The organism is Bradyrhizobium sp. B124 (genome assembly GCF_038967635.1).
GTDB lineage: Bacteria > Pseudomonadota > Alphaproteobacteria > Rhizobiales > Xanthobacteraceae > Bradyrhizobium.
Genome location: NZ_CP152413.1, coordinates 1856597 through 1873793, shown reverse-complemented (window position 1 = coordinate 1873793; position 17197 = coordinate 1856597). Strand labels below are relative to the sequence as shown.

Annotated in this window: 17 protein-coding genes and 1 tRNA gene; 10 read left to right on the top strand and 8 right to left on the bottom strand. The window is 64.2% G+C overall.

Annotated features, from left to right (window positions below; all coding sequences use genetic code 11):
* Window positions 1-2: 2 nt before the first annotated feature.
* Window positions 3-545, top strand: a complete 543-nt coding sequence (locus AAFG13_RS09010; protein ID WP_212309690.1) for a carboxymuconolactone decarboxylase family protein — start codon at window positions 3-5, stop codon at window positions 543-545.
* A gap of 88 nt (window positions 546-633) precedes the next feature.
* Here the strand turns inward: AAFG13_RS09010 and AAFG13_RS09005 are convergent, their stop codons facing one another.
* Window positions 634-876: a hypothetical protein gene (locus tag AAFG13_RS09005; RefSeq protein ID WP_212309689.1), complete on the bottom strand. Its 243-nt coding sequence runs from the start codon at window positions 874-876 to the stop codon at window positions 634-636.
* Window positions 877-1162: 286 nt separating this feature from the next.
* Between AAFG13_RS09005 and AAFG13_RS09000 the strand changes: the two genes are divergently transcribed.
* Both AAFG13_RS09000 and AAFG13_RS08995 read left to right on the top strand, forming a co-directional pair.
* Window positions 1163-2389, top strand: a complete 1227-nt coding sequence (locus AAFG13_RS09000; protein ID WP_342711782.1) for a CaiB/BaiF CoA-transferase family protein — start codon at window positions 1163-1165, stop codon at window positions 2387-2389.
* Between the two features lie 262 nt (window positions 2390-2651).
* A complete protein-coding gene (locus AAFG13_RS08995; protein ID WP_207830325.1) occupies window positions 2652-3047 on the top strand; it encodes a Rid family hydrolase in 396 nt (131 codons plus the stop codon).
* 120 nt (window positions 3048-3167) lie between these two features.
* On the opposite strand, the gene AAFG13_RS08990 is transcribed toward AAFG13_RS08995, so the two are convergent.
* On the bottom strand, window positions 3168-3857 hold the full coding sequence (locus AAFG13_RS08990; protein WP_092115017.1) for a TetR/AcrR family transcriptional regulator: 690 nt from the start codon (window positions 3855-3857) through the stop codon (window positions 3168-3170).
* A gap of 272 nt (window positions 3858-4129) precedes the next feature.
* Between AAFG13_RS08990 and AAFG13_RS08985 the strand changes: the two genes are divergently transcribed.
* The 3 genes from AAFG13_RS08985 (at window position 4130) to AAFG13_RS08975 (ending at window position 7626) form a co-directional block, all read left to right on the top strand.
* The gene (locus AAFG13_RS08985; protein WP_212309687.1) at window positions 4130-5362 is read left to right on the top strand and encodes an acyl-CoA dehydrogenase family protein; all 1233 of its coding nucleotides are present in this window, start codon (window positions 4130-4132) and stop codon (window positions 5360-5362) included.
* A 135-nt stretch (window positions 5363-5497) separates the two neighbouring features.
* A complete protein-coding gene (locus AAFG13_RS08980) occupies window positions 5498-6556 on the top strand; it encodes a phosphotransferase family protein (RefSeq protein ID WP_342711781.1) in 1059 nt (352 codons plus the stop codon).
* Between the two features lie 155 nt (window positions 6557-6711).
* Window positions 6712-7626 (top strand): DMT family transporter, encoded by a 915-nt coding sequence (locus tag AAFG13_RS08975; RefSeq protein ID WP_212309685.1) that lies wholly within the window; start codon window positions 6712-6714, stop codon window positions 7624-7626.
* A gap of 91 nt (window positions 7627-7717) precedes the next feature.
* Here AAFG13_RS08975 and AAFG13_RS08970 read toward each other — a convergent pair whose 3' ends face one another.
* Window positions 7718-8470 (bottom strand): glucose 1-dehydrogenase, encoded by a 753-nt coding sequence (locus AAFG13_RS08970; protein WP_342711780.1) that lies wholly within the window; start codon window positions 8468-8470, stop codon window positions 7718-7720.
* Between the two features lie 97 nt (window positions 8471-8567).
* On the opposite strand from AAFG13_RS08970, the gene AAFG13_RS08965 reads away from it, so the two are divergent.
* Window positions 8568-8888, top strand: coding sequence for a helix-turn-helix domain-containing protein (locus AAFG13_RS08965; protein ID WP_092125718.1), 321 nt, complete (start codon window positions 8568-8570; stop codon window positions 8886-8888).
* Between the two features lie 164 nt (window positions 8889-9052).
* Here AAFG13_RS08965 and lepB read toward each other — a convergent pair whose 3' ends face one another.
* The 3 genes from lepB to AAFG13_RS08950 form a co-directional block, all read right to left on the bottom strand.
* The gene (gene lepB / locus AAFG13_RS08960) at window positions 9053-9811 is read right to left on the bottom strand and encodes a signal peptidase I (protein WP_342711779.1); all 759 of its coding nucleotides are present in this window, start codon (window positions 9809-9811) and stop codon (window positions 9053-9055) included.
* Window positions 9812-9965: 154 nt separating this feature from the next.
* A complete protein-coding gene (gene argE / locus AAFG13_RS08955) occupies window positions 9966-11135 on the bottom strand; it encodes an acetylornithine deacetylase (RefSeq protein ID WP_342711778.1) in 1170 nt (389 codons plus the stop codon).
* Window positions 11136-11771: 636 nt separating this feature from the next.
* Window positions 11772-12557 (bottom strand): SDR family oxidoreductase, encoded by a 786-nt coding sequence (locus AAFG13_RS08950; RefSeq protein WP_342711777.1) that lies wholly within the window; start codon window positions 12555-12557, stop codon window positions 11772-11774.
* Between the two features lie 153 nt (window positions 12558-12710).
* Here AAFG13_RS08950 and AAFG13_RS08945 point away from each other — a divergent pair, with 153 nt between their 5' ends.
* Together AAFG13_RS08945 and AAFG13_RS08940 are read left to right on the top strand one after the other, a co-directional pair.
* Window positions 12711-13418 carry a histidine phosphatase family protein gene (locus tag AAFG13_RS08945; protein ID WP_342711776.1) on the top strand — a complete coding sequence of 236 codons (708 nt, stop codon included), beginning with the start codon at window positions 12711-12713 and terminating at the stop codon, window positions 13416-13418.
* Window positions 13419-13493: 75 nt separating this feature from the next.
* Complete coding sequence (locus tag AAFG13_RS08940) at window positions 13494-14261, top strand: SDR family oxidoreductase (protein ID WP_092115009.1); 768 nt, start codon at window positions 13494-13496, stop codon at window positions 14259-14261.
* Window positions 14262-14434: 173 nt separating this feature from the next.
* On the opposite strand, the gene AAFG13_RS08935 is transcribed toward AAFG13_RS08940, so the two are convergent.
* On the bottom strand, window positions 14435-15658 hold the full coding sequence (locus tag AAFG13_RS08935; protein WP_212309679.1) for a serine hydrolase domain-containing protein: 1224 nt from the start codon (window positions 15656-15658) through the stop codon (window positions 14435-14437).
* Window positions 15659-15827: 169 nt separating this feature from the next.
* On the opposite strand from AAFG13_RS08935, the gene AAFG13_RS08930 reads away from it, so the two are divergent.
* A tRNA-Trp gene (locus AAFG13_RS08930) sits at window positions 15828-15903 on the top strand.
* 64 nt (window positions 15904-15967) lie between these two features.
* Here AAFG13_RS08930 and AAFG13_RS08925 read toward each other — a convergent pair.
* A complete protein-coding gene (locus tag AAFG13_RS08925) occupies window positions 15968-17173 on the bottom strand; it encodes an ABC transporter substrate-binding protein (protein WP_212309678.1) in 1206 nt (401 codons plus the stop codon).
* Between the last annotated feature and the right edge of the window lie 24 nt (window positions 17174-17197).

Below are 17197 nucleotides of genomic sequence, written 5' to 3'. Positions count from 1 at the left end.
CCATGGCACAATTGCCCGACCCGACGCCGGATCTGGACGACGAGGGCCGCGCCATCTATCGGCGCCTGGCCGGCCCGCGCGGCGGGCTGCATGGCATGTATTTGGCGCTGATGAATAATCCCGTGCTGGCTGAGCATATCGGCAATCTCGGCAGCTACCTGCGCTTTCATGGCCTGCTCAGCGCCGACGTGCGCGAACTCGCCATCCTGGCGACGGCGCGCGGCCTCGGCGTGGCCTATGAATGGGAGCAACATGCGCCGATCGCTCTCGCCGCCGGCGTGCCCCAGGCGGTGGTGAACGCCTTGCAGGCTGGTGATTTCGCAGCTCCGCCCATGAGCGCTCTCTACCTCGACATTTGCAGCGCGGCCCGCCATGTCGTGGCGCAAGAGTCTCTGCCCGACCTGCTGCAGCAGCGCTTGCAGCAGGCGTTGGGCTTGAAGGGCGTGGTCGAACTGGTGGCGCTGTGTGGCTTCTACCGCTGCATCGCCACCGTCGTCACTGCCTTCGACGTAGCCCTGCCCAATCCCGGACCGCCGCCGTTCTGAGACGGTCCCGTACAAGCCGTAAATGTCGAACCTTGGGAGCTCTTGATGAACTCCCGGAAGCGCGATCACGATTCAACTTCATCGCGTCCTAGCAGCCGCGGCAGATGCTCTTCAGCTTGCTGTTGAGCAGGCGGTCCTCCTCGTCGGAGGCCGCCTTGGTGTAGGGGTCGTCGGCGTGGTGCTTGTCGGCGGCAAATCCGCCGCCGCGACTGGCGCCGCCGGCATGCATGCCGTGCAAGCCGCCGCCATGGCCGTGGCCGCCCCGCGCATCTGCCGGCGGCATTGCGGCCGCAACGAGGGTCAGCAGCCCGACTGTTGCGATCGTCCGCATGATGTCCTCCTCGTCGCGGCAAAATACCGCTGATGCTGCGGCAAATCGGTGTCGGCCAACTTCACAATTTCGCGTGGCGGCAATCGGCCCGATACTCGCGGCCGGTTCCCCAAGGACCCCCGCCGCTGCGCCACACGGGGATGGCTTCATGCCGACAATGCAGTGCTCGCGGCAGCAAAATGGTGTATCCGCAAGCTCTGGCGCGCCCAGGAGACGGGCAAGAAACGGGCAACACACGGTCCGGCGCCGGATAATCAAGATTTAGCAAGATTTCGGAGGAACGTTCATGTCGGCTCTGCCACTTTCGGGCATCAAGATTCTCGACCTGACGCGGGTGCTCGCGGGCCCGCTGTCGGCCCAGATGCTGGCGGATCTCGGCGCCGAGGTGATCAAGATCGAGCGGCCCGGCGGCGGCGACGACGCCCGCGCCTTTGGCCCGCCCTATCTCTCCGATCCCGAAGGCAAGGCGAACAACAACAATTCGTTCTACCTCTGCGCCAACCGCAACAAGAAGTCGGTCACCGTCAATATCGCCAAGCCCGAGGGGCAGGCGATCATCCGCGAGCTCGCCAAGTCGGTCGATGTGATGATGGAGAACTACAAGGTTGGCGACCTCAAGCGCTACGGCCTCGACTATGACACCATCAAGCAGCTCAACCCCGGCATCATCTATTGCTCGGTGACCGGCTTCGGCCAGACCGGTCCCTACGCCACGCGCGCCGGCTATGACGCGATCCTGCAGGCGATGGGCGGCCTGATGAGCGTCACCGGCCATATCGACGGCGAGCCCGGCGCGGGCCCGATGAAGGTCGGCCCCTCGATCGTCGACTACATGACCGGCATGAACACCTCGATCGGAATTCTGTCGGCGCTCTACCATCGTGACGCCAACAACGGCGAGGGGCAGCATGTCGACGTCTGCCTGTTCGACACGGTGATCGCCTCGCTGTCGCATTGGCTGCAGATCTACCTCGTCAACGGCAACATGCCGCCGCGCCGCGGCACCTGGGGCAATGGCGGCATGCCGGCCGGCGTGTTCCGCTGCACCGACGGCGAGCTGATGCTGGTGGTCGGCAATGACGGCCAGTTCCAGCGCACCTGCGCCGTGCTCGGCGAGCCCGAGCTCGCCAACGACAAGCGCTTCGTCAAGAACAACGACCGCGTCGTGCACGGCAAGGAGATCATGGCGATCTTCGCCGGCCTGTTCCTGAAACATCCGGTCGCCTACTGGCTGGACAAGCTCGAGGAGGCCGGCGTGCCGTCCGGCCCGATCAACAATTTCGAGCAGGTGTTCAACGATCCGCACGTGCAGTCGCGCGGCATGCGGGTCAAGGTCGATCACCCCTTCGAGCCGAACCTGTCGCTGATCCGCAACGCGCTGACCTTCTCGGGCACCCCGATCACCGACTACCGCGCCCCGCCGCTGTTAGGTGCCGACACCAAGGACGTGCTGGCGACCATCGGTTATGACGACGCCAAGGTCGAGGGGCTTAAGGCACAGGGGATTCTGTAACGCTGACTTCGGAGCGACGGGCCGTGGAGTTTCCCTGTCATCCTGAGGAGGCCACGCAGCGGCCGTCTCGAAGGATCGACGGCCACCAGCCGGGCCGTGCATCCTTCGATGCTCGCTCCGCTCGCACCTCCAGCGACAAAGGCGGAGCCTTTGCGCAGCGGGGCGAGAGAGGCTCCGCGATAACACTTCGATCGATATCGAAGCATCCTTGACACGAGCCTGCTAGATTGGCGCCATCGACCCCTTATCGAAGGTGCCAATCATGAAACGGGAAGTGGTCCGCGTCGAACCGATCTCGAGCTGGCTGGAGCGCTGGAAGGCGCCGGCGTCGGCGGTCACGCGCGCCGGCAACATGGTTTTCGTCTCCGGCCTGCCGCCGTTCGATCCGGCAACCGGCGAGATCGCCGCCGGCGCCTCGATCGAGCGGCAGAGCGAATTGGTGATGGAGCAGCTCAGGCAGTGCCTCGAGGCGGCCGGCGCGTCGTTCGACAACGTGATGAAGTGCAACATCTTCTGCACCTCGGCAAAGCACTTCGCGACCTTCAACGCGATCTACCGGAGATATTTCGCGGATGACCTGCCGGCGCGAATCTTCGTCTGCATCCCGGAATGGACCGGGCCGTTCGACATCGAGATCGATTGCATCGCGATGGTGTAGGGCACGATCAGGAAAAGTGTTAAGAGGTTTTCCGTCGCGACAAACGCAAGGCGTTTGCGCGGATCGTGCTCAGAAGAAAACGAAAGCGCGATGGAAAATCGCGCTTGAGGGCAGGGCCGCTTACAGATCCTGGCGCGTCAGCCGGCCGTGCACCACGACCGGCCGCAGCGCCGGCTTGCTCGGCACGTCGCCCATCGTCAGCGCCATCACCGAGACCGTGACCACGCGATCGATGATGGCGCGGACGTCGTCGAGATCGCATTTGCCTTCGGACAGCCGCAGCAGGCGCTCCTTCTCGCGGATGGTGTGATGCGCCATCGCGAGCGCGAAGTGCAGGCCCCAGTACAGTTCGGTGTCGTCACGGCCCGGCATCGCGCGGCGCATCGCGGCGGCGAATTTGCGCAAGTGATCGACCTCGCGGTTCTTGATGCGGCGGATCGGCGGTACGGACTCGATCGAGGCGCGGATCATGAAACGCGCCGCGGTCGAGCCCTCGCGATCGGGCCCGAGGCAGCCGCGCAAAGTGGGGCCGACGAGGGCGCGCATGATGTCCTCGATCGAGGCGCGTCCGCCGCCATTTTCCTCCGCCGCCTTCAATTCATTGAGACGTTCGCGGTTGGTCTGGATACTGCGGGTGACGAACAGCTCCGCGATCAATTCGTCCTTGGAGCCGAAATGATAGTTCACCGCCGCGAGGTTGACGTTCGCCTCCGCGACGATGTCGCGCAGCGTGACGTCGCCGAAGCCGCGGTCGGCATAGAGCCGCTCGGCGGCGGCGAGAATGGCGGATCGGGTCTGGTCGCTGGCCATGGTCTTGAGCCTTTCCGTTATTCCGCGGTGCGCCGGGGAATGACGAAGACGACGGGGAGTTGCATTTCAAACATTTGTATGAAACTATCGTTTGAAGAGCCGGAAATGTCAATCCGCTGATCGCGGGGCGGCGTTCTGGCACACCACCGCCGCCGTTTTCGCGAACGCCCTTGCGGGCCGCGGAGGCGGGGTCAACAATGTTGCCCAAACGGCCAAGGCCCAGTTCCGTGGCCCCAGTGCAAAGCCCAAGTCTAGGAAACGAGGAGCGTCCCATGGATTTCACGATGTCGGCCAGGCAGAAGGAATGGCTTGAGCGCGTTCAGGCTTTCATGAAAACGCATGTCCGCCCCGCCGTGCCGATCTACGACAAGCAGGACGCCGAAGGCCCGCGCTGGAAGGTGATCCCGATCCTCGAGGATCTGAAGAAGAAGGCGAAGGCCGAAGGCCTCTGGAACATGTTCATGCCGCCGTCCTCGCATGAGGATGACGAATTCCACGGCGCGGGATTGAGCAACCTCGAATACGCGCTGCTGTCGGAAGAGATGGGCCACATCTCCTGGGCGTCCGAGGTCTTCAACTGCTCCGCCCCCGATACCGGTAACATGGAAGTGTTCATCCGCTACGGCACCAAGGAGCAGAAGCGCAAATGGCTGCGTCCGCTGATGGACGGCGAGATCCGCTCCGCCTTCCTGATGACCGAGCCGGCGGTTGCGTCGTCTGACGCCACCAACATCGAGACCCGCATCGAGAAGGACGGCGATCACTACGTCATCAACGGCCGCAAATGGTGGTCGTCGGGCGTCGGCGATCCGCGCTGCAAGGTCGCGATCCTGATGGGCAAGACCGACTTCAACGCCGCCAAGCATCAGCAGCAGTCGCAGATCCTGGTGCCGCTCGACACCCCCGGCATCAAGGTCGAGAAGATGCTGCCGGTGTTCGGCTTCGACGACGCGCCGCACGGCCACGCCCAGGTGCTGCTCGAAAACGTCCGCGTGCCGAAGGAAAACATCCTGCTCGGCGAAGGCCGCGGCTTCGAGATCGCGCAGGGCCGTCTCGGTCCGGGCCGCATCCATCACTGCATGCGCACCATCGGCAAGGCCGAGGAGGCGCTGGAGAAGATGGTGAAGCGGCTCGCCTCGCGCACCGCGTTCGGCAAGAAGATCATCGAGCACTCGGTCTGGGAGCAGCGCATCGGCGAGGCCCGCACCGACATCGAGATGAACCGCCTGCTGTGCCTCAAGGCCGCCGACATGATGGACAAGGTCGGCAACAAGACCGCGCAGGCCGAGATCGCGATGATCAAGGTCGCAGCGCCCAACATGGCGCTGAAGATCATCGACCAGGCGATCCAGGCCTATGGCGGCGGCGGCGTCTCCGACGAGGCCGGGCTTGCCAAGGATTACGCCCACATCCGCACGCTTCGCTTGGCGGACGGTCCGGACGAGGTGCACAATCGCGCCATTGCCAGACTTGAACTTCGGAAGTATGCAAACACGTCGCACTGAGCATGATGCGGAACGCATGGCGTTCGCGCTGACATCGTGCTCAGAATGAAAAAGAGGAATCAGGCTGGCACGCCAGCCTGATCGCGGCAGCGCCCGGCGGTGCTGCCAAGAAAAATGAGTCGAGGGAGCGTCACCGTGGCGGAAGGCGTCAGGAAAGACGAAGAATTTTCCGGCACAAGGGAAGTCGAGGAGCGCCATCGTATCAACGAGGCGAACCTCGCGGCCTGGATGCAGGAACACGTCGAGGGCTATCAGGGCCCGCTCAGGGTCCTGCAATTCAAGGGTGGCCAGTCCAACCCGACCTACAAGCTCGAGACCCCCGGCCGCAATTACGTGATGCGCCGCCGTCCGTTCGGTAAATTGTTGCCGTCGGCCCATGCGGTGGATCGCGAGTTCCGCGTCATCGCGGCGCTCGGCAAGCAGAATTTCCCGGTCGCGAAAGCCTACGCGCTGTGCACCGACGATGCGGTGATCGGCTCGGCCTTCTACATCATGTCGATGGAGGAGGGGCGGGTGTTCTGGGATCCGACGCTGCCGAGCCAGGAGCCCGCCGCGCGCCACAAGATCTTCACCAGCAAGATCGAGACGCTGGCGAAGCTGCACATGCTCGATCCCGAAAAGATCGGCCTCGGCGATTTCGGCAAGCCCGGCAATTATTTTGCGCGCCAGGTCGACCGCTGGACCAAGCAGTATCGTGCGTCCGAAACGCAGCACATTCCCGAATTCGAGAAACTCGCGGAGTGGCTGCCGAAGACGGTGCCGGAGCAGAAGCGCGTCTCGGTCGTGCACGGCGACTATCGCCTCGACAACATGATTTTCCACGCCACCGAGCCGCGGGTGCAGGCGGTGCTCGATTGGGAATTGTCGACGCTCGGCGATCCCATGGCCGACTTCACCTATCTGCTGATGCAGTGGACCATGCCGGGCCTCGCCAACGCCGACCTCAAGGTGCTGAACATTCCGAGCCAGGACGAGGCCGCGCAGATCTACTGCGACGTCACCGGCATGGCAGTGCCGGATCTGAACTGGTACTTCTCCTACAACCTGTTCCGCCTCGCCGGCATCACGCAGGGCATTGCGGGCCGCGTCCGCGACGGCACCGCCGCGAATGCCAAGGCGCTCGAGTCGGCCAAACGCACCGTGCCTCTGTCGCAGGCGTCATGGGAATACGCGCAGAAGGCCGGCGCAATCTGATCCGAAAACGCGGCGCGATCCCCCAGGGTTCGCGCCGCTTCTGCGAGCTGCGGCATGTTTCCGCATTGTAGCCATCTGTGACTTGAGTTCGCTGCGCCGCTTTGGCAAGTCAGTCCGGTCCACGCCCGCCCTGGTCCTGATCGGACACTTTCACCTTGGCCCTTTCCTCGAATCTTCGCGGCAGCCTGTTCATGGCGGCGGCCATGGCCAGCTTCACGGCCAACGACGCCATCACCAAGGCGGTGTCGGCGGAGCTCAACATCGGCGAGATCCTGCTGGTCCGCGGCCTGGTCGCGATGGTGCTGGTCGCAGCACTCGCCTGGTACCGCGACGCGCTGCGCAGCCTTGGCGCACTGCTGATCTGGCCGGTCGGACTGCGCGTGATGGGCGAGATCGGCGGCACGCTGACCTATCTCTCGGCGATTTCGCAGATCCCGCTCGCCAACGCGTCGGCGATCTTCCAGGCGCTGCCGCTCGTCATCACGCTGGGCGCGGCGCTGGTGTTCGGCGAGCCGGTCGGCTGGCGGCGCTGGCTTGCGATCGCCGCCGGCTTCATCGGGGTGCTGGTCATCGTGCGGCCGGGGGCGGAGGGCTTCAGCCAGGCTTCGCTTCTGGCGCTGGCGTCGGTCGGCTTCTGTGCGGTCCGCGATCTCGCCACCCGCCGCATCCCGAAGGCGCTGCCGACCGTGTTCATCACGCTGCTCACCACCGTGACGGTGACGACGGCCGGCGCTGCCGTTCTGGTCCCGCTCGGCGGCTGGAAGCCGCCGTCGGGCCACGCCCTCGGCCTGCTCACATTCGCCGCGGTGCTGATCCTGATCGGCTACCAATGCATCATCGTGTCGCTGCGCACGGGCGACATCTCGGCGGTGGCGCCGTTCCGTTACTCCGCGCTGCTGTGGGCGATGCTGCTCGGCTATTTCGCCTTCGGCCACAGGCCCGACGTCCAGATGCTCGCAGGCGCTGCGATCATCGTCGCCTCCGGCCTCTATGCCTTCTACCGCGAGCGCAAGCGCGACAAGCTCCGCCCGGCCGCGACGGGGCCGGGCCTGCCGCCGGACGGGTTGTGAAGATTTGTAGGGCGGATTCGCGCAGCGTCATCCGCCCTACGGCTATCGCAGGTTCAAGGCCCGATATTCGGGCATGACGAAAACAACCGCCTCAGCGGAGACCGCCCGTCACGTGCAACGTTTCGCCGGTGATGTAGGAGGCATCGTTCGAGGCGAAGAAAGCCACAGCGGCTGCGATCTCCTCGACCTTGCCGATCCGTGCCAGCGGCGTGGTGGATTCGATCCACTTGCGCATGTCACCTTCGGCAAGGCCGGCGGAAACGACGCCTTCGGTAGCGATCATGCCGGGGTTGACGGTGTTGACGCGGATCTTGCGCGGCGCCAGTTCCTTTGACAGCACCGAGGAGATCGCGTCCACCGAGGCTTTGGTCGCGGTATAGACGGCGGTGTTCGGCGGCGCGATCGTCGATACGCCGGAGCTGATATTGATGATGCTCCCGCCTGCCGTATTGAAGTGCCGCGCGGCTTCCTGCGACACCAGCAACAGGCCAAGCACATTGAGATCGAAATGCTTGTGGAAGTGCTCGGCGGTGATGCCATCCAGCGGCGCGAACTCGTAGAGGCCGGCATTGTTGACCAGGATATCGATCGGACCGAACGCCTTGACGGTCTCAGCCACCACCGACTTCACCTGGCCGGCGTTGGTGAGATTGCCGTGGACGGCGATGGCTTTGCCGCCCTTGCCGGTGATCGCATCCACGACACGCTCTGCTGCCTGTTTGCTGGCGCTGTAGTTGACAGCAACCGCGGCTCCCTCCGCGGCGAGCCGGACGGCGATCTCCGCGCCGATGCCCTTTGACGCGCCGGTTACCAGCGCCACTTTGCCCTCGAGTCTTTTGCTCATCTTGTTCTCCATTGCCCGCGCGGATGCGCAAGTTGTTCAATAGTTCAGTAATAGTGAACTATTGAAGCTGTTCAAGGGCAGCGCTATATATTTCGTGATGGTGCAGTTCGTTCACCCGTCGCGTGAGGACATCACATTGGCCGGAGTGCTGGCAGCACTCGCGGACCCGATGCGGTTGAAGATTGTCAGGGGCCTGCTCGAGCAGGGCGATTGCATGTCGTGCACGGCCGCGGCGCCGTGCCCTGGCATGGCCAAATCGACGCTGTCGAACCACTTCCGCGTCCTGCGCGAAGCCGGCTTGATTCAAACCTCGAAAAAAGGCGTCGAGCATCGCAACGTGGTGCGCGAAGCCGATATCAATGCGCGCTTTCCCAAATTGCTCAAGACGATCCTGGGATATCCGGAACAGAGTGCGTAGGTCGGGAGCGAAGCGATACCCCGGGGCAGTGTTCCCGCATGTCGCTCCGCTCGTGCGGGCTACGGCTTCTGGCGCCGCGGCTTTGTAGGGCGGACTCCGCCGACGGTGCGGCAGCGCAGGAGCGGCGGGTTACGCTTCGGCTAACCCGCCCTACGCACTGAACATCAGTGAATGCCGGTGAATAGCCGGTTCCAGCGCACCGAGGACGGCCAGTGCCACACTTGCCATGCCGGCGCGTCATTGCCGATCGAGAAGAAGATCACCTTGGCTTGCCCGATCAGGTTCTCGAACGGCACGTAGCCGACCCCGCCGCGCGCGGGCGGCACGCGGCTGTCGGCCGAGTTGTCGCGGTTGTCGCCCATCGCGAAGAAATGCCCCGGCGGCACCACATAGACCTGTGTGTTGTCGTATTCGGAACGCTCGATGCGATCGAGCGTGTCGTAGCTGACCCCGTTCGGCAAGGTTTCGCGCCAGCGCTTGACGCGGACCGGGCGCGGTCCCTCGTCGCGATCGACATAGTCATCGACCCGCTCGCGCTTGACCGCGGTGCCGTTGATGTACAGCTGCCCGTCGATCATCTGAATGCGGTCGCCCGGCAGGCCGATCACGCGCTTGATGAAATCAACGGAGTCGTCGCTCGGCAGCCGGAACACCACGACATCGCCCGGCTTGGGTTCGGAGCCGAAGATGCGGCCCGAGAACAGCGGCGGCGAGAAGGGCAGGGAGTAGTGCGTGTAGCCGTAGCTGTATTTCGAGAGAAACAGGTAGTCGCCGACCAGCAACGTCGATTCCATCGACTCGGACGGAATGTTGAAGGACTGGAACAGGAAGGTGCGGATGACCAGCGCGATGAGCAGCGCCTGCACGGCCACGCGGAAGGTTTCCGCCACTCCGCCTTGCTGACGTTGCTTTTCGGTCGACATGGTCCCGGGTTCCTGTTTCACGCTTTACGCATCAGAGTATCACTTCGCGCAATGCGCAATCAGCTCTGTAGGGCGGATTAGCGAAGCGTAATCCGCCGTCTGTCCGCGGATGGCGGATTACGCCTTCGGCTAATCCACCCTACACATGACCGCATCACTTCGCACAATGCGCGATCAGCCGTGCGACGAATTCGCCGCAAGCCTCGAGCTGCGACATCTCGACGAACTCATCCGGCGTGTGCGCCTGCGCGATAGAGCCGGGGCCGACCACCACGGACGGCACATCGGCCATGCTGACGAACAGGCTGGCCTCGGTGCCGAACGCGACCTTGGCGTGGTCGTTGCGGCCGGCGAGCTGCTTGGCGAGCGTGACGATCGGCGCGTCCGCCGCGGTGTCGAGCGCGGGGTAGTCGAGGATTTCCTCGAAATCGATGCCGCACTCCGGATGCCGCTTGCGCATGTCAGGCTCGATCTCGCCTTTCGCCCAGGCGATGATCGCGTCCGTCACCTGCCGGGACTCGGTGATGCCGATGCCGCGGCATTCGAACTCCACCACGCAACTGTCGGGCACGATGTTCAGCGCGGCGCCGCCATGCACGATGCTGGTGAGCAGGGTCGAGTGCGGGACATCGTAGAGGCTGTCTCGCTCCGCATCCGCGGCCAGCAGCGCCGCGCGGCGGCGAATTTCGGTGATCAGGTCGGCCGCATATTCGATGGCGTTGACGCCGTCGGGCGCGATCGAGGAATGCCGGGCAAGCCCGCGGAACGTGGCGCGCACGCCATGCTTGCCCTTGTGGCCGATGATCACCTGCATCCGGGTCGGCTCGCCGACGAAACAGCCGAGCGGCCTGATCGGCTTGCGTGCGACGTCGCGCAGCATCGGGCGCACGCCGACGCACCCGATCTCCTCGTCATAGGAGATCGCAAGATTGATCGGCGTCTTCAGATCGGCCGCGAGCATTTCCGGAACCATCGCGAGACAGACGGCGACAAACCCCTTCATGTCGGTGGTGCCGCGGCCGTACAGCCGTCCGTCACGCTCGACGAGCTCGAACGGATTGTGGCTCCAGTCCTGTCCCGCGACCGGCACGACATCGGTATGCCCCGACAGCACCAGCCCGGCTCTGTCCTCGGGGCCGACCGTGACCCACAACGAGGACTTCTGTCCGGTGTCATCGACGATGCGCTGTCCGCTGACGCCAAGCGAGGCGAGGTAGCGCTCGATGTAGTCGATCAGGGGCAGGTTGCTGCGGTCGCTGATGGTGTCGAACGCGACGAGGTCGGCCAAGAGCTTGCGGATTCGGTCGGGGCGTTGATTTTGCATTGCCTGTTCGTGTGCGAGGAATTGCTGATGTGCCGGCGATCCTGCCAGCAAAGTATAACAGCTGGTTTGCCTGCCGGGGCCAAGCAATATTCGGACCGTTGCCTAAACGTTATTGCGGGGCGACGTCGGTCGCCCCATGCGCGTCGGATGTGATGTCGTCCAGGCGAAAGCCAGGACCCCTTACGCCAAGTGGCAATTGTTATGCGGCGCTGGGGCCGTCGTCCCGTTCATAAGCAAATGCGGTGGTTATGGGTCCTGGCTTTCGCCACGACGACGATGGTGTGCAAGGCATCCACCGCTGTCTTCGCCCGGCTTGACCGGGCGATCCAGGACGCAGCGGCCTCTCGGCTGAAGCACTGGCGTCTCTGGAATACTGGGTCACCCGCGTGCGCAGGTGATGAAAGCGAATACGCTGTTTGACATCTTGAATTGCGGCCCATCCTCATCGTCGTCCTGGCGAAGGCCAGGACCCATTACCCCAAATGAGAATTGTTGCGCGATGGTGGAACGACGAGTCCCCTTCACAACATCCGCTGCGGAGTATGGGTCCCTGCTTTCGCAGGAACGACAGTTGTGGGTGTGGCGCCGCCGTTGCGTTATAGGAACATGCGGCACCGCGAACGGAGAGCGCCGTTGCTAGATCGGCTTGCCCGTATACGGCATCGACGCGGTGAGGCCGCCGTCGACCGGGATGGCCTGGCCGTTGACGTAGGACGCCTCGTCGCTCGCCAAAAACAATCCCATGGCGGCGAGCTCGTGCGGCTGGCCGGGGCGCTTCAGCGGATTGAGCTGGCCGATCTTGTCCTGGGTGCCGCGCTCCTTGGCGCGATCGAACACCGGCTTGGTCATGCCGGTCTCGATCAGGCCCGGGCAGACCGCGTTGATGCGCACGCCGGTGCCGGAGAGCGAGTAGGCGGTGGTCTGCACCAGGCTGATCACGCCGGCCTTGCTCGCGCCATAGGGATGTCCGCTGGCGCCGGACTTCAGGCCCGCGACCGAGGCGGTGCAGACGATCGAGCCGGAACCCTGCTTGGTCATGTGCGGGATCGAATGCTTGATCGCGAGGAACGGGCCGATCAGGTTGACGCGCAGCACCTCCTGCCAGTGCTCGACGGTCTGGTCGGCGAGCGGCACGAGGCCGCCGCTGACGCCGGCATTGGCCCAGATCGCATCGAGCTTGCCGTACTTCGACAGCGCCTTGTCGATGAAGGCCTTCACGTCGCTCTCCGAGCCGGCATCGGCGGTGACGGCTTCGACGGTGCCGCCGGCATCGCGCACCAGCTTGGCGGTCTCGTTGACGCCCTCGGTGCGATCGACCGCGATCAGCTTGGCGCCTTCCCTGGTGAACAGCAGCGAGGCGGCGCGGCCGATGCCGCTTCCAGCGCCGGTGATGATGACGGATTTGCCTTCGAGGCGGCCCATGGTTTTTCTCCCTGTTCACGTGGTTAGTTCGAGTGATCCTTGGCGCGTCTGCCGCGCGACGGAATTCAAACAAAATTTCAAACGTCCGAAGCACTTGAGGCGATGTGCGGCGTGACGTACAGCGACGGGGGACACTATTGAAGGGCTCATCCGATGTCCAATCCAGACAAGCCTAACGTGACGGTGACGCGGTGGTGGTGGGTTCGCCACGCGCCGGTGCGCAGCGACGGCGGCAACATCTACGGACAAGAGGATATCGACTGCGACACCGGCGATATCGAAGTGTTCGAGGCGGTCGCCAAGATGCTGCCGCGCGATGCGGTCTGGTATTCGAGCAACCTGAAGCGCACGCACAAGACCGCGGAAGCGATCTGGGCCGCCGGGTTTCCGAAGCCGGCCAACATGATTCAGGAACGCGACTTCGCCGAGCAGCATCTCGGCCAGTGGCAGGGCATGAACCGCGCCGCACTGCTCGCGAGCCAGCCCCCGGGCAGAAGCTGGTTTGCCGACGTCAACGAGCCCGCACCCGGCGGCGAGAGCTTCATGGATCTCTATACGCGGGTCTGCCGAACGATCGTGCGGATCACGTCTGCGGAGCCGGGCAAGAACATCATCGCGGTCGGCCATGGCGGCGTGATCCGGGCTGCGGTCGGTCTCGCGCTCGGCGGCCAGCCCGACCGAGGTCTGTCGTTCGACGTCGACAACGTCTCGGTGACGCGGCTCGATCACATCGCAGGCATCGGCCTGTCGACCTGGCGGCTGCCGATGGTGAACCAGCAGCCCTGGATCGCCGATCCGCGCCATGCCGCGATGCATCAGCCGTCCGGACCTGAAGTCCGGCCGGCAAGCAAGCTTGCGTGATTGCTGCTATCGCAATACCGGAACGCTGCCTAAGCTGAACACAGAATTCAAACGCCTTACATCAGGGAGAAAAACATGACCTTGTTCGACATGAAGGGAAAAGTCGCCGTCATCACCGGCTCGACGCGCGGCATCGGGCTCGCCATTGCCGAGCGCATGGCCGAGCACGGCGCCAAGGTCGTGATCTCCTCGCGCAAGGCCGACGTCTGCGAGCAGGTCGCGGGCGACATCAACGGCAAGTTCGGCAAGGGTACTGCGGTCGCGATCGCCGCCAACATCTCGTCGAAGGAAAACCTGCAAAATCTGGTCGACGAGAGCAATCGCGCCTTCGGCAAGATCGACGTGCTGGTCTGCAACGCGGCGTCGAACCCGTATTACGGTCCGCTCGCCGGCATCTCCGACGATCAGTTCCGCAAGATCCTCGACAACAACATCGTCGCCAACAACTGGCTGATCTCGATGGTGGTGCCGCAGATGATCGAGCGCAAGGACGGCTCCATCATCATCGTGTCCTCGATCGGCGGCCTCAAGGGCTCGACCGTGCTCGGCGCCTACGCGATCTCGAAGGCCGCCGACATGCAGCTCGCGCGCAACCTGGCCTGCGAATACGGCAAGCACAATATCCGCGTGAACTGCATCGCGCCGGGCCTGATCAAGACCGACTTCGCCAAGGCGCTGTGGGACAATCCGGACACGCTGAAGGCCTCGACCGCGCGCTCGCCGCTGCTGCGGATCGGCGTGCCTGACGAGATCGCGGGCGCAGCCGTGTTGATGGGCTCGCGCGCCGGCGACTTCCTCACCGGCCAGACCATCGTGATCGACGGCGGCGCGACGATCAGCTGACGCGCTCTGTTGGTGCGCAGAGCGCGCGACACACTCAAGGTGTCATCACCCGCGAAAGCGGGTGATCCAGTATTCCAGAGGCAGTCATTATTGAGCCGAGGGGCTGCGGCGTACTGGACGCCCCGCCTGCGCGGGGCATGACAGTGTTGGATGTCGAGGGAGGCGTGCGCGCCTCACTCCACCGCCGCATACACGCCGTTGCGCACCAGCGAGCGGGTATATTCGCGCTGGCCCGGGCCCTGCATCATGAAGACCGCGATGAGGTCTTCGCGCGGATCGATCCAGAAGAAGGTGCCGGCCATGCCGCTCCAGAAGTACTGGCCGACCGAGCCGGAGAACGGCGCGATGCCCTGCTGCATGCGCACGGCGAAGCCGAGGCCGAAGCTGTGGCCGGGCGACACCAGCGTGCCCTGGACCTTGACGCCGGCGCCGAGGTGGTCGGAGGCCATGAATTCGAGCGTCTTGCGGCCGATGATCCTGGTGCCGTCGAGCGAGCCGCCGCCCAGCAGCATCTGCGCGAAACGGGCATAGTCCATCGTGGTCGACACCAGTCCGCCGCCGCCGGATTCCATCGCCGGCTTCTCCAGCATGTTGAACAGCTGCACCTTCTCATTGGTCCAGGGATCGTTGGCAAAGGCCTCGGCGAGGCGGCCGGCATTGGCCTCCGGCGTGTGGAAGGCGGTCTCGTTCATTTGCAGCGGCGAGAGGATGCGCTCGGTGAGGAATTCGCCGAGCGTCCTCCCGCTGACGACTTCGATGATGCGGCCGAGGATGTCGGTGGAGCGGCTGTAGTTCCACTCGGCGCCGGGCTGGCAGATCAGCGGCATGCCGGCGAGCATGGTGGCGTGCTCGGCATTGGTGATCTTGCGGCTGCGCAGCCGCGACTGCTGGTAGAGTTGCTGCACCGGGCCGTTGCCGGTGTGGTCATAGGTCAGACCAGAGGTGTGGCGCAGCAGGTCCTGGATCGTCATCTGCCGCTGCGCGGGGACCAGCTCGAGCTTGCCGTTGTGCTCGACGCCGACCTTGGTCTCGGCGAATTCGGGGATGAATTTCGCGACGGGGTCGTTGAGCAGGAAGTGGCCGTCCTCCAGCAGCATCATGATGCCGACCGAGACGATCGGCTTGGTCATCGAGAAGATGCGGAAGATCGTGTCATGCGTCATCGGCGCGGAGGCCGCTGGGCTTTGCCGGCCAATCGCATCGAACCAGCCGATCTGGCCGCGCCGCGCCACCAGCACCGTGAAGCCGGGCGCGGTTCCCTTGTCGACCTCGCGCTTGAAGGTGTCGGACAGTGCCTGCAGCCGCGTGCTCGACAGTCCGATCGATTCGGGCTTGGCGAGGGGGAGGGACGGGGTGGTTTGGCTGGCGGCCTGCTTGGTGGCGGTCTGGGCGTTCATGGTCTCTCCCGGGTTCTTGATTCTTGCGGCGGAGCGCCGACGTGAACTGGTGGCCGAAGTCTGGCGCAGAAGTTTTGCAATGAACAGAAGCTTCACCGCTTCGCCCTTGCAAACCGGCCATGCCCTGTGCTTGAAACGGCGCGAACCGGCGGCGACGCAGGTTCCCTGCAGGAGTGTAGCTCAATTGGTAGAGCACCGGTCTCCAAAACCGGGGGTCGCAGGTTCGAGCCCTGCCACTCCTGCCAGATTTTCCCCAATCATTTGAAGGTGTTGGCCGAGGTCCTGGACCCCGGCCATGATTGTGTTCACTCACTTGATGAGCGGGCAGCCGCCGTCCTTCAGCGGCCGGAATGCCTGGTCGCCGGGCACCTCGGCGAGCACCTTGTAGTAATCCCACGGCGCCTTGGATTCCTCAGGTCTCTTGACCTCGAACAGGAACATCGAGTGCACCATGCGGCCGTCCTCGCGCACCACGCCATTGTCGGTGAAGGCGTCGCGGACCGGGGTCGCGCGCATCTTCGCCAGCACCGGCCTGGTCTCCCTGGTGCCGGCGGCCTTCACCGCGTTGAGGTAGTGCAGGGTGGCGCTGTAGGTCGCGGCCTGGTTCATGGTCGGCATCCGCTTCATGCGCTCGAAGAAGCGCTTGCCGAAGGCGCGGGTGCGGTCGTTGAGATCCCAGTAGTAGGCCTCGGTGATGATCAGGCCCTGCGCGAGCTTCAGCCCGAGGCTGTGAATGTCCGAGATGAACATCACGATGCCAGCCAGATTCTGCCCGCCCGCGACGATGCCGAATTCGGCGGCCTGCTTGATCGCATTGATGGTGTCGCCGCCGCCATTGGCGAGGCCGACGATCTTGGCCTTCGACGACTGCGCCTGCAGCAGGAAGGAGGAGAAGTCCGGCGTGTTGAGCGGATGCCTGGCGCTGCCGAGCACCTTGCCGCCGGCGGCGCGGACCACGTCGCCGGTGTCGCGCTCGATCGAATGGCCGAACACGTAATCGGCGGTGATAAAGAACCAGCTGTCGCCACCGTTCTTCACGATCGCACTGCCGACGGTGTGGGCGTTGGCGTAGGTGTCGTAGGTCCAGTGCAGCGTGTAGGGCGAACAGGACTTGCCGGTGATGTCGGAGCTCGCCGCATCCGTCACGATCATGATCTTCTCGAACTGCTTCGACATCTCCATGCCGGCGAGTGCGGTCGCCGAGGTCGGCATGTCGATGATCATGTCGACGTTCTCGGCCTCGTACCATTTGCGGGTGATGGTGGCGGCGACGTCGGCCTTGTTGAGAGCGTCGGCGGTGACGAGCTCGATCGGCTTGCCGAACATCGAGCCGCCGAACTCCTCGATCGCCATCTTGGTGGCTTCGACATTCCCGGCGCCGCCGATGTCCGAATAGACCGACTGGAAATCGGTCAGCACGCCGATCTTGAGCGGTGTCTGTTGCGCGAGCGCGGGCCCCGCCAGCGCGGCGGCGATCAGGCCAGCCGCAGACAGACTCGTGACGATGGATTTCATGGTGATGGACCTCCCCAGGGTGTT